Origin of the sequence: Sulfuricurvum sp. IAE1 (genome assembly GCF_004347735.1) — a bacterium.
Lineage (GTDB): Bacteria > Campylobacterota > Campylobacteria > Campylobacterales > Sulfurimonadaceae > Sulfuricurvum.
In genome coordinates this window covers 1-11137 of sequence record NZ_SLTI01000038.1, presented here as the reverse complement: position 1 = coordinate 11137, position 11137 = coordinate 1, and the positions used below count along the sequence as shown (strand labels likewise).

The window sequence follows — 11137 nt, the reverse complement described above, 5'->3', positions numbered from 1 at the left end:
ACTAATGAGGGATTATAGCAAAGAGGAATGAGATTAGGCCAATGCGAAGGGAAAAATTATCGATAGAAAGTCAGATTTGATTTAAACAAGGTGTATTTTAGAATGGAGAAGATTCGATGGTGGCGGGGGGGGGACTCGAACCCCCGACCTCCGGCTTATGAGACCAGCGCTCTAACCAGCTGAGCTACCCAGCCACAGGGACTTACAAGGTTCTTCACTCTTCACTGATACACAAACAAGGTACACAAACGGGCTTCCAAAGATTCACTCTAAGGAAGACTCAATGCTCCCTCGTCATGTCACCCTAACTGCCCAAGGTGTCTACAAGTACCGCCGACGTACACCACAGGAACTAAAGGAATACATCGAAGCTACAGAGGTAATCCGATCCCTCGGTAGAGATAGTGCAGAAGCTCTCAAGAAGACAGCAGAACTCAACCAAGCCATCGAACAAGCCCTACTCCTAACCAAGATGACAGCTATACCTGCTACAGTGCTTACTGCTCTATTGGAGAAGTACGGCTTAATGCCTACCAAGGCAGACCGAGAGGAACCCAACGCCATTGCCAAAGGAACCCTCAAGGACACCGCTACTCTTTATCTTCAATCCCTTTCAGTCTCCAAAGATGAAGTAAGAGACCGTCGATACATTCTCCTTGAGGTCTTCCCCGCAGTGTTTGAAGTGCTCCTCAAGAACCCTAACCCGCTCATGGGGGACATCAAATACACTCACCTCATCAAGGCACGAGACCTCCTACAGCAATTCCCCAAGCGGAACATTGAACGATACCGCCGGACACCGCTCAAGGAAATAGCCAAAGGGTTACACTCCAAGACTCTCACGCTGTCACCTGAGGAGCAGATCGGAGTGACTACCCTCAACAAATACCTCAAGTGGTTCAGCGTCCTTCTATCGTTTGCAGTGAAGCAAAACATCATCCCTTCCAATCCGGTCAGCTCAGGTTTGACCGTGAAGAAGTCCACAGTATCAAGAGGAGAGCGTAAGGAGTTCTCAGCAGATGAACTTGAGATTATCGACCAAGCTTTCCAAGGAGAAGACATCTATCCCGTAGTGAAAATTCTACGCTACACAGGGATGAGACCGAGTGAACTCCTCAAGTGTTCGATGTCTGAAATCGAGGGTGTCTTATGCTTTGACCTGAGAAGCCCTACAAAGGCTTTAAAGACACTTTCGAGTCATAGGGTCATCCCAGTACACCCGAGCCTCAAAGATAGCGTAGAGGGCTTCCAAAAGCTTTTAAACAGCTATGCTGAGAAGTACATCTCCAAACGCTTTGCGAAGGTATTACATCGACACTTAGAGGATACCAAAAGCAAGTCTCTCTATTCCCTCCGGCACACCTTCGCTACCAGCCTCATCGCCAAAGGGGTACAACCGGAGATCGTTAGCGAACTCATGGGGCACTCGCACTCAACCATGACGATGAATCGGTATGTCAAAGGGTATCCCATCAGGGTACTAAAGGAGGCGATAGAGACGTTATAAGCGGCTGAGGATCGGCGGTGTATTGCTCCAGTCTCCTTCGCGTTCTTACTATGAGGGGTACTTGGGTAATACCTATAGTTATATACACAACAACACACAAACAATACAAAGGAAATATACACATGATTACTATCGAACATAACAACACTGTACTGGAACTATCAGAGACTCACGCTTACCTTGAGGACAAGCAAGACACCATCCTTCTTGAAGAGCTTACGGAAGAGCAGAGAGCAGAACTTAACCGCTGTTATAACTTCATCCTCTCCGCTATGACGCAAGCCTCACGGGTGCTCAAGGGGTCTCTATGAAGCTATTACTCAATACTGCTGTTTTGGTATGTCTATTGTCAAACGGAAGTATGGCGGAGGTCTTCTCTCCGGTAGAACAGCTAAAGCTTGACATCTGCCCTAAGCAAAAAGACCCTGAGGCTTCCGCAAGGTGCTTTAAACGTAGTGTCTTTGATTTTATCGCCTTGAGTGTCATTGTCGAGAAATCGGCTAAAGACGACGAAGCTAAGGCTTATGCAAACACCAAAATAGGGCTGATTTATGAGGTGGACGTGGGGGACAAAGCAACTGCCCTTACTTATTATAAAAAGGCTTGTAGTCTTGGAGGGCAAAAGGGTTGCCTACTTGCCAAAGCACTTGAGGCTCAATAACTTTAGGGAGCTTAAGCTTTTGCTCCCAACAGCCTTAGATATATCGAGCTGTTAGACGGTCAGTCAACTGCTTGTACAAATCTTCTTCATCTTCCCATAAGATATGAGGGTATTGCCGTGTGTCAAAGCTCAAGTCTTGTACATGGTCAGCTCTACAAGTCCATATTACAGGGATTCCCATGCCCATTGCATACCCCGCTTCATAATAGACAGCCTGACGTTGACCTGTAAAGTCAGCTATAACAACCTTAGATGCTTTCAGCATTGCTATAAGTTCATCATCAATCTTTGTGTCTGTAGGTGTACCTGATGTACTGACCCGTACCGCCTCAAGCTTTCCACCTGAAGCATCAGTTACAGCTCTTTTAGCTGTCACTTCAAAACTTTCTTTCATCTCATCCGTAAAGTGAAAAGCCATAAATATTTTGTTTGAATGACCTCCAATATTCTTCAAAGATTCAATATATTCACGTCCTTGGAAGGTGACAGTTCTTATGTGTGCTCTCCAACGATATGGATTAGTTCCTTCATACATACCAATAGTAGGAATTTCCCCCTCAATAAATCCTTGTCTAAACCCTTCTTCAATGATAGATTTTAATTCCCCATCATTTTTCACCCAAGTTATGCTAATCCAAGAAGGCTTGATATTCAAATCAAGAATCACCGTATCATTAACTTTTTCATACTGAACCAGTATTTCTTTCATAAATCGTTCAAACTTACTACTAATAGTCTTATCTGTAATTGTCTGCAACATTTCAAAATCATCAGACATTAGGACTGGCGGTTTGCCATTGATACTATTTTGTTCTCGAATCCAAGCTGAAGCAGTATGTGGAAGTTTGTTTTTATCGTATTTCAAAGCAGCGTACAAAGAGCTACTAATCTCATATTTTCCACATCTTTTACAATTAAACGTACTAATATCACCATGAGACACCATCTCTTTACAATCTGCAAGACCACAAACAATACAATCAGCCATATTTTTTCCCTTTATCACTTCATTGGAGGTTTGCCGGAGGCTTCAAGCTTCTCATTTAGTTTAGCTCTACGCTCTTCAGACCGCTTCTTCTGAACATAGTAAAAGTCAAATAACCCCTGTAAAACTTCCAAATTCCACTCAGCTTCATTAGGTTCGACATCAAGTATCTCATCTGTCTCAAGGTTTTTGTTTGGGTGTGCCGCAAAGTTACCTATGTTTCGGATAGCGTCGATGTCTTGAGCCAAATAAGGCGGGAGACCTTCAATGGCTATATCAATTAAATCTATTATATTGGTTTTATCTGTCGGAAGAACATTACTCAACAAATTCTGCAAACAACGTCTACTAAGTGCGGCACTTGCACGAGGACTATCATTAAAAACTAAACAGGCTTCATTGTAGTCTCGTGCAATCATTTCCGGCACTTCCTGAGGTGCAGAAGGAAAATTGGATTTTTTTGGATGCACTAAAAATTCAGTTTTTAGAGGCACCATTATTCCCCCATGATTGACATAACATTCACTTAGAAGTTTAATAAGGTCAAGACTTTTACTCATTTTTGAGCGAAAGTACAGGAGGCCGCCCTTCAAAAGAGTACATCATCTCAATCGAAATGGCAAAACACCTCGCCATGATGGAGAAGACAGGTAAAGGCTTTGAGGTACGTCAGTATTTCATCCGATGCGAAGAGGAGCTACAACGTAAGGTTCAGGCAAAACCGATGTCTCAACTTGAGATACTCCAACAACGAACTGACAGTAGAAGTAGTACCGAACGAAGAGCATGAGTGGCTCTTGAGCACCAAAGATGTAGCTGAGGGGTATGGACTTACGCCTGATGCAGTACGAATGGCGAAGAACCGTAATCAGGATGAGTTCGAGGAAGGTAAGCATTACGTAACAGATCGTTACGAAAGTCAAAATGGCAGACCATCAACCATGTGGACAAAGCGCGGTGTAGTCCGTCTCGGGTTCTTCATCAAGACACCTATGGCAAAAGAGTTCCGCGATTGGGCTGAAGACTACATCATCGATGGGGGAGCTAAACCTAAGACACCTGCGATACCTCAAACCTTCTCTGAGGCACTCAAAGAGCTCGTAGCTAAAGAGGAGTTACTACAGCTTCAGGCTCCTAAGGTAGAAGTATATGACACCCAAACCCCCTTCCCACCGAAAGGGCGCACCTAAGGGGGAATAGGCACTGCTCTTTAACCCCCCTCAAATCCCCTTCCCATCGAAAGGGCGCACTTTAGGAGAAAGAGCCACCTCTTTCACCTCCCATTTTTCACACACCAAACACACACAAAGGATTACACATGACAAACCAACAACCGACTCAGATTACAAAGAGAGTCACAATCTACACCGATGGTTCATGTCTGAACAACCCCGGAACGGGAGGCTATTGTGCCCTCCTGAAATACCCCAATGGTAAAACCAAAGTGGTACTGGGTGCTGAGTTAGACACCACTAATAACCGCATGGAGCTTAAAGCCGTCATAGAAGGGCTTAAGGGACTCTCAAAGGGTCACTACAGCGTCACCATTGTATCGGACTCACAGATCACCGTAAGAGGCATTAACGAATGGCTCTCTAACTGGATAGCTCAGGACTTCAAAAAGACGAAGAACTCCGACCTTTGGAGAGAGTTTATCGAGGTCTCTAAGTCCCACAAGGTAACCGCCGAATGGGTAAGAGGACACAACGGTCACCCTGAGAATGAGCTATGCGACCAACTCTCACGAGATAAAGCTATGGAGCTTGAGGGGGTCTATAGATGACCAAGCATTACTTATCTGACACTCCTCTCACCTTTGAGGAACTCTTTGAGGAGGGGGAAAATCCCTACGATAAACGGCGGTTCTTCAAGTTCGCCCTTTGGTCTGAATCAAAGGAGGCAGACGCTCTTGTCGATGACCTCATCAGTGAATACCAAATCGACTACAGCCCGATCCGATACGACAGCAAGCTCCAAACCTACAGGGACACCCTCAGGGTCATCCTATGCAATGCCTTAGCCTATCAGTCGATGGACATCATCGTCAGTCTCAACCGCAGTGAGTATGGCATGGACAAACGCTACAACCCCGCGAGTCTCTCCTACCGCATCACGATTAGTCTCTTAGAGTTCCTTGATGCCAAAGGGTACATTGCTCTCTATCGTGGAGACAAAGGAACCAAGGGCGCAAAACGCCGGAGTCAGTTTGAGGTGTTGCCAAGGCTTACCTATCGGATGAGCACTTACGGCTTCGTTGTCTCCATGCTGTCCATACACACACGGGCTGAGACGATAGAACTCAAGAGAGCAAAGAAGCTCTCAGGGTACAACGATAGGGACATCACCTATAAACGCAGGGGAATTCTCAAGGAGTACAATGAGTTCCTCAACACTAACCGCAAGCACATCACCATACTTGAGCATCCGGTGACCGAGCCTATCCACATGAGGTGTATCTTCACTGATAACTTGGGACGAGGCGGTAGGGTCTATGGTGGTCTTTGGCAAAACACCAAAAAGCTTGACCGCAGAGGCATAACCCTATACGGACAGGAGACGGTAGAGGTGGACATTAGGAACTGCTCACTATCGATGGCACTGCACTTGAGCGGATACGAGATCGAAGGTGACCTCTACGACATCCAAGACTACCCCCGTGAGCTTGTTAAGCAAGCGGTACAGACAATGTTCAATATCAGCGCACGTTCGGACAAAGACGGAATCAACAGGACAGCGGATAGTCTTGCCCAATCGACCGGAGAGAACAAAGCCTACCTAAAACAGATGGTTCAAGTCATCTATGAGCACTATAGCCACTTGTCCGATTGGTTCTTTACCGGACAGGGACTCATGCTACAGTTTTATGACTCTGAGGTGTGCTTCAGGGTGATAGAGGAGTTCATCAGGAGAAGACGTATTATACTGACTATCCATGACAGCTTCATCGTGGCTAAGGAAGACCAAGGGTTACTTGAGGAGACCTTGAGGGATAGCTATCAGTACGTCATAGGTAAGCTACCGATACTGAGGGTGGAGTAGAGGTATTACTATAGGAATTACCCAAGTACCCCTCATAGTAAGAACGCGAGAGACTCAAGCACTTTTAAGTCAGGTGCTTGTCTCTTTGTACCTATTTTTTTAATTGAACCTATTCCACTCGTAAACAAGCTTAATATTATCCGCTTTATAGACTGTGAAAAGATTCCCTTTTATCCCTACTATTGTTGGTTCATTCTTGAAGTCAAATATAAACTCTTTAGATTCTTTATTGGTACCGTTATATTGTTCCCAAGTAAAATGCAGTTGTCCTCCATAGTAACCATCAAAAATAATCCGCTTTAATTCTTTTATTTCTATTGGAGTTTTTACAGTTTCAATTTTTATCGATTTGACTGACTCATTATCCATATTTTTCGACCAAATTGTATTAAGTCCACGATTATAAATCGAATTATCTACAACCCATTCGTGTTGAACTCCATCTGTAGAAATACGAATGCCTACACAATCTCCTTTTCTGACAACACTACCTAAACCCGGAAAAGAAGCACCTGAGTAAGATTCATCAGCACAATAATACTTCCATCTATTGTCTACGCGTGTTAAGCTTAATGTACTTGGTTCAATATACATAGGAAAAGGAACAAACATTGAACCAGGAATTAATTCGTCGACTCGCTTTTCAATCTTGATAACTTCCCCTTCTCGAAATATCCCCTCAACAAATAGTGCATCGCCTGTTTGAGCTTCTAAATGTTTATTGAGCGGGGCATTAAACTTTTTATATGCTATAGGTGCAGGTATTTGTTTCTGTGCACACCCAGTTAAAGCAATTAGTGCTATTACACTAAAAACGACTGTTTTCAAAAGCTCCTCCAAAAAAGAAAAAATTCAAAAGGATGCTACAAAAAAATTGGTAAAAATTTCTGAAAGGGTATGTTCGCCATGCCCTCGCCCGACTCTCCCCCCGTACCCTATCCAAATTGATACACACAACTGGTACACAAAGTGATACACATTTTGGTACACGTCAAGGTACACAACGGGGTTGAAATTAAGTTTTGCAAAAGGTTTGGATAGTTAGGATTTCAATCTTGGAAGTCCGCAATCAAGGGCTTTGTTTGATGTTTTTCAAGTGATTGTTTGAAGAAGTTCGATGGTGGCTGGGGGGGGACTCGAACCCCCGACCTCCGGCTTATGAGACCAGCGCTCTAACCAGCTGAGCTACCCAGCCATCGTAATGGAAGACCGGAATTATAATGATGATTAACTTATTGTTAGCTAAAAGCAAAACGAACCCTGCCGGAGCACGAAGACACTCAGTTTTATATATTATAATGTACTCACCACTATTGAGCCGATAAGACTAAGACTATTGACATTTGAGGTAAACTCCTGTAAAATCTCCGCCGTAAAATTCATCTCATTAAAAGGAAACGCTATGAACTTCCAACCACTTGGAAACCGTGTATTGGTTGAGCGCCTCGAAGAGGCCACCAAAACCGCTTCGGGAATCATCATCCCCGACAACGCCAAAGAGAAACCTTCTCAGGGAACCGTCGTTGCCGTAAGTTCTAAAGTCGAAAACGTTTCTACAGGTGATACCGTCGTTTTCGGAAAATATGCCGGCAATGAACTGACTCTGGAAGGTAAAACGTACCTCGTAATCGATGCAGACGATCTGCTCGGAATCATCAAATAATTATTCAAGGAGTAAACGATGGCAAAAGAGATCCATTTTTCAGATGAAGCACGTAACAAACTTGCCGCAGGTGTCCAAAAACTGACCGATGCGGTCAAAGTGACAATGGGACCGCGCGGACGCAACGTCCTGATTCAGAAAAGCTACGGTTCGCCGACCATCACCAAAGACGGCGTATCGGTCGCCAAAGAGATCGAGCTTAAAGACGCCCTCGAAAACATGGGAGCCCAGCTCGTTAAACAAGTCGCTTCCAACACCGCCGACGAAGCGGGTGACGGTACCACCACTGCGACGGTTCTGGCCAATGCTATCTACCAGGAGGGGCTGCGCAACATCACTGCGGGCGCGAATCCCGTCGAAGTAAAACGGGGGATGGACAAAGCACTCGAAGCGATCCTAGAAAACCTCAAAGCTTCCAGCCGCATCATCAACGATAAAAAAGAGATCGCGCAGGTCGCAACCATCTCGGCCAACTCTGATGAGCGGATCGGTGCGATGATCGCCGAAGCGATGGAAAAAGTAGGCCGTGACGGTGTCATCACCGTCGAAGAAGCCAAAGGGATCAACGATGAGCTCGACGTCGTCGAGGGGATGCAGTTCGACCGCGGTTACCTGAGCCCTTATTTCATCAACAATTCCGAAAAAATGACCGTAGAGCTGGATCATCCGTTTATCCTCCTCTTCGATCAGAAAATCTCGAATCTCAAAGACCTTCTGCCGGTTCTTGAGCAGGTACAGAAAAGCTCGCGTCCTCTGCTCATCATCGCCGAAGACGTCGAGGGTGAAGCGCTGGCGACACTGGTCGTCAACAAACTCCGCGGTATCCTCAACATCACCGCGGTCAAGGCTCCCGGATTCGGTGACCGCCGCAAAGCGATGCTTCAGGACATCGCCGTCCTCACCGGAGGCCAGGTGATCAGCGAAGAGATCGGGCGCACCCTCGAGAGTGCCACGATTGCCGATTTGGGTAACGCCGCACGCGTGGTCATCAGCAAAGACAACACCACGATCGTCGACGGTGCCGGGGACAAAGCAATGGTTGAAGCGCGCATCAAAGAGATCCGCACCCAGATCGAAGCGACCACCAGCGAATACGATAAAGAAAAACTCCAGGAGCGCCTGGCGAAACTGGCCGGCGGCGTAGCGGTCATCAAAGTCGGTGCCGCGACCGAAACCGAAATGAAAGAGAAAAAAGACCGCGTCGACGACGCCCTCTCGGCTACCAAAGCGGCCGTTGAAGAAGGGATCGTCATCGGAGGCGGTGCGGCACTGATCCGTGCGGCGGCAAAAGTGAACCTCGATCTTAGCGGCGACCAGAAAATCGGATGCGAAATCATCCTCCGTGCGATCAAGGCTCCGGTGAAACAAATCGCCGACAACGCCGGATACGATGCAGGCGTCGTCGTCAACACCATCGCGACCGCAACGAGCGAAAACATCGGTTTCAATGCCGCGACCGGCGAATACGTCGACATGTTCGAAGCGGGAATCATCGATCCGCTCAAAGTCGAGCGCGTCGCCCTCACCAACGCGGTATCGGTCTCAAGCCTCCTTCTGACCACCGAAGCGACGATCCACGAGATCAAAGAAGACAAACCTGCTATGCCGGACATGGGCGGCATGGGCGGTATGCCGGGTATGATGTAATAAACCGACAATAAGTCGGTTTATTGCAAGACAACCCCTGACGAATCCCCTGAAACAGGGGTTCAAAAGGGTTGTTACCTCATGTAAAACTTTTTTTTGTTCTTCCCTTTCATAATATTTAAATAGTTTTAAACTGCTAAAAACTGTAAATTACAATCTTTTCCTTTTCTCCCCACACGCTATAATACGTATCATCTCACGCTAAAGAGCACCCATGGAACTTTCCCTGACCGACCTTATCGGCATTTTCGGAGTTGTACTCATCGTCATCGCCTACATCCTGTTGCAGGTCGAAAAAATGGACGCCAGGGATCTGAGCTTTTCGCTGCTCAACGCGATCGGGGCACTGCTCATCATCGTGTCGCTCATGTTTGACTGGAATCTGGCATCGTTTCTGATGGAGTTTATCTGGCTGATGATCAGTCTGTACGGGATCTTGAAGTATTTTAAAGTGCGGAAAAATGCCGCCGAAAACGGCGGCATGGAGGATTAGAGAGTTTCGTTGGCTCTTTTATTTTCCCAGAGCGAATGCAAAAAGGCGATCAGGATCAGCCCGATTCCGATCGTACCCGTCACGAGTTCACTGACGTGCATCGTGATCTTCATCAGCATGATGAGCGCAAGGATACCGATCGCATAGTGGGCCCCGTGTTCGAGGTAACGGAAATGCGAGAGGGTTTTATGCTCGACGAAATAGATGGTCATGCTCCGCACGAACATCGCTCCGACTCCCAACCCGATCATAATGATGAATATATTGCTCGTAAGGGCAAATGCCCCGATGACGCCGTCGAAACTGAAGCTGGCGTCAAGCACTTCGAGATAAACGAATCCCGCGACCCCGCTCTTGACCGTTTCAGAAGAGAGAAAATGGTCCAGCATCCCCAGTAGCGAGTGAAGCAGTACGCCGTACATAAAGGCCTGGACGATCCCGAAATCCTGGGTAATATGCCCCAGCGCGATGCCGACCATGATCGCGGTGATCAGCTCGATGTTGTTGACGCTGGAGGCTTTCTCCATAAATCTCGATCCCTCGACGAACGTCACCCATTTGATGTCCTTTTCCTCAAAGAAAAAGTCCAGGAACACCATCAGCAAAAACGCTCCCCCGAACGCAAAAATCGTCCCTTCGGTCGATTTGAGCACCTTCTCGTATTCATCCGGCTGGTTCATCGCCACCTGAAGGGTTTCGATCATCCCCATCCCCGTCACGAACGACACGATCGCCAGCGGGAATACCAGACGCATTCCGAACACCGCGATGGGGATACCGAAGATGATAAACCGTTTCTGCCAGATCGGATCCATCGTCTCGAGCACTTTGGCGTTCACGACGGAATTGTCAAATGACAGCGAGATCTCCAATACCGTCAACAAAAAGGTGATATACACCGCGGCGAGGCCGCCCAAAAAATACGCCGTAATCAGACCGATGGCCATGATTGCGAACGAACTGTAAAAGTAACGCATCTGCATCCTCATTCTAAGTGATGAGGAAATTATAACTTATAACGGTTGATACTCCACCTCGCTTGTGGGGTGGATTCTTCCTCCACAGCTCTTAGGCAGCTGTTTGATGGGAAGCATTGGAGCCGTGTATCCCACGGTCTCGTATGTTTTTGGCGGCATTGACAT

Annotated in this window: 14 protein-coding genes and 2 tRNA genes; 10 read left to right on the top strand and 6 right to left on the bottom strand. The window is 46.7% G+C overall.

The annotated features are described in order from the left end of the window. Positions 1-117: 117 nt before the first annotated feature. Positions 118-194, bottom strand: a tRNA-Met gene (locus E0765_RS04915). A gap of 89 nt (positions 195-283) precedes the next feature. Here E0765_RS04915 and E0765_RS04910 point away from each other — a divergent pair. The 3 genes from E0765_RS04910 to E0765_RS04900 all read left to right on the top strand — a co-directional run bounded on the left by E0765_RS04910 (position 284) and on the right by E0765_RS04900 (position 2168). Further along, entirely contained in the window at positions 284-1507 is a 1224-nt protein-coding gene (locus E0765_RS04910; protein ID WP_132812108.1) for a tyrosine-type recombinase/integrase, read from the top strand. A 122-nt stretch (positions 1508-1629) separates the two neighbouring features. Next, on the top strand, positions 1630-1818 hold the full coding sequence (locus E0765_RS04905) for a hypothetical protein (protein ID WP_132812107.1): 189 nt from the start codon (positions 1630-1632) through the stop codon (positions 1816-1818). After that, on the top strand, positions 1815-2168 hold the full coding sequence (locus tag E0765_RS04900; RefSeq protein ID WP_132812106.1) for a hypothetical protein: 354 nt from the start codon (positions 1815-1817) through the stop codon (positions 2166-2168). The genes E0765_RS04905 and E0765_RS04900 overlap by 4 nt, the downstream gene beginning before the upstream one ends. Positions 2169-2202: 34 nt before the next feature. Here the strand turns inward: E0765_RS04900 and E0765_RS04895 are convergent, their stop codons facing one another. Further along, complete coding sequence (locus E0765_RS04895) at positions 2203-3156, bottom strand: hypothetical protein (RefSeq protein ID WP_132812105.1); 954 nt, start codon at positions 3154-3156, stop codon at positions 2203-2205. Between the two features lie 14 nt (positions 3157-3170). After that, the gene (locus tag E0765_RS04890; RefSeq protein ID WP_223175676.1) at positions 3171-3713 is read right to left on the bottom strand and encodes a DUF4145 domain-containing protein; all 543 of its coding nucleotides are present in this window, start codon (positions 3711-3713) and stop codon (positions 3171-3173) included. A 2-nt stretch (positions 3714-3715) separates the two neighbouring features. Here E0765_RS04890 and E0765_RS12845 point away from each other — a divergent pair, with 2 nt between their 5' ends. The 4 genes from E0765_RS12845 to E0765_RS04870 all read left to right on the top strand — a co-directional run bounded on the left by E0765_RS12845 (position 3716) and on the right by E0765_RS04870 (position 6192). After that, a complete protein-coding gene (locus E0765_RS12845) occupies positions 3716-3943 on the top strand; it encodes an antA/AntB antirepressor family protein (RefSeq protein WP_132812104.1) in 228 nt (75 codons plus the stop codon). Beyond that, on the top strand, positions 3888-4343 hold the full coding sequence (locus E0765_RS04880; protein WP_255417855.1) for a BRO family protein: 456 nt from the start codon (positions 3888-3890) through the stop codon (positions 4341-4343). Before E0765_RS12845 ends, E0765_RS04880 begins: the two co-directional genes overlap by 56 nt. A gap of 128 nt (positions 4344-4471) precedes the next feature. Then, entirely contained in the window at positions 4472-4936 is a 465-nt protein-coding gene (gene rnhA / locus E0765_RS04875; RefSeq protein WP_132812102.1) for a ribonuclease HI, read from the top strand. After that, positions 4933-6192, top strand: coding sequence for a hypothetical protein (locus E0765_RS04870; RefSeq protein WP_132812101.1), 1260 nt, complete (start codon positions 4933-4935; stop codon positions 6190-6192). Before rnhA ends, E0765_RS04870 begins: the two co-directional genes overlap by 4 nt. A 99-nt stretch (positions 6193-6291) precedes the next feature. Here E0765_RS04870 and E0765_RS04865 read toward each other — a convergent pair whose 3' ends face one another. Continuing rightward, the gene (locus tag E0765_RS04865) at positions 6292-7020 is read right to left on the bottom strand and encodes a hypothetical protein (RefSeq protein WP_132812100.1); all 729 of its coding nucleotides are present in this window, start codon (positions 7018-7020) and stop codon (positions 6292-6294) included. Positions 7021-7310: 290 nt separating this feature from the next. After that, positions 7311-7387, bottom strand: a tRNA-Met gene (locus E0765_RS04860). Between the two features lie 207 nt (positions 7388-7594). Between E0765_RS04860 and groES the strand changes: the two genes are divergently transcribed. From groES to E0765_RS04845, 3 genes are all read left to right on the top strand, one after another. After that, positions 7595-7855 carry a co-chaperone GroES gene (gene groES, locus E0765_RS04855; RefSeq protein ID WP_132812099.1) on the top strand — a complete coding sequence of 87 codons (261 nt, stop codon included), beginning with the start codon at positions 7595-7597 and terminating at the stop codon, positions 7853-7855. 18 nt (positions 7856-7873) lie between these two features. Next, a complete protein-coding gene (groL, locus tag E0765_RS04850; RefSeq protein WP_132812098.1) occupies positions 7874-9502 on the top strand; it encodes a chaperonin GroEL in 1629 nt (542 codons plus the stop codon). A 214-nt stretch (positions 9503-9716) separates the two neighbouring features. Then, the gene (locus tag E0765_RS04845) at positions 9717-9995 is read left to right on the top strand and encodes a hypothetical protein (protein ID WP_132812097.1); all 279 of its coding nucleotides are present in this window, start codon (positions 9717-9719) and stop codon (positions 9993-9995) included. On the opposite strand, the gene E0765_RS04840 is transcribed toward E0765_RS04845, so the two are convergent. Then, a complete protein-coding gene (locus E0765_RS04840) occupies positions 9992-10972 on the bottom strand; it encodes a DUF475 domain-containing protein (protein ID WP_132812096.1) in 981 nt (326 codons plus the stop codon). The genes E0765_RS04845 and E0765_RS04840 overlap by 4 nt on opposite strands. Between the last annotated feature and the right edge of the window lie 165 nt (positions 10973-11137).

Coding starts and splice junctions, on each gene's coding strand:
- E0765_RS04910 (WP_132812108.1), top strand. CDS start 284: ATGCTCCCTCGTCATGTCACCCTAACTGCCCAAGGTGTCTACAAGTAC.
- E0765_RS04905 (WP_132812107.1), top strand. CDS start 1,630: ATGATTACTATCGAACATAACAACACTGTACTGGAACTATCAGAGACT.
- E0765_RS04900 (WP_132812106.1), top strand. CDS start 1,815: ATGAAGCTATTACTCAATACTGCTGTTTTGGTATGTCTATTGTCAAAC.
- E0765_RS04895 (WP_132812105.1), bottom strand. CDS start 3,156: ATGGCTGATTGTATTGTTTGTGGTCTTGCAGATTGTAAAGAGATGGTG.
- E0765_RS04890 (WP_223175676.1), bottom strand. CDS start 3,713: ATGAGTAAAAGTCTTGACCTTATTAAACTTCTAAGTGAATGTTATGTC.
- rnhA (WP_132812102.1), top strand. CDS start 4,472: ATGACAAACCAACAACCGACTCAGATTACAAAGAGAGTCACAATCTAC.
- E0765_RS04870 (WP_132812101.1), top strand. CDS start 4,933: ATGACCAAGCATTACTTATCTGACACTCCTCTCACCTTTGAGGAACTC.
- groES (WP_132812099.1), top strand. CDS start 7,595: ATGAACTTCCAACCACTTGGAAACCGTGTATTGGTTGAGCGCCTCGAA.
- groL (WP_132812098.1), top strand. CDS start 7,874: ATGGCAAAAGAGATCCATTTTTCAGATGAAGCACGTAACAAACTTGCC.
- E0765_RS04845 (WP_132812097.1), top strand. CDS start 9,717: ATGGAACTTTCCCTGACCGACCTTATCGGCATTTTCGGAGTTGTACTC.
- E0765_RS04840 (WP_132812096.1), bottom strand. CDS start 10,972: ATGCGTTACTTTTACAGTTCGTTCGCAATCATGGCCATCGGTCTGATT.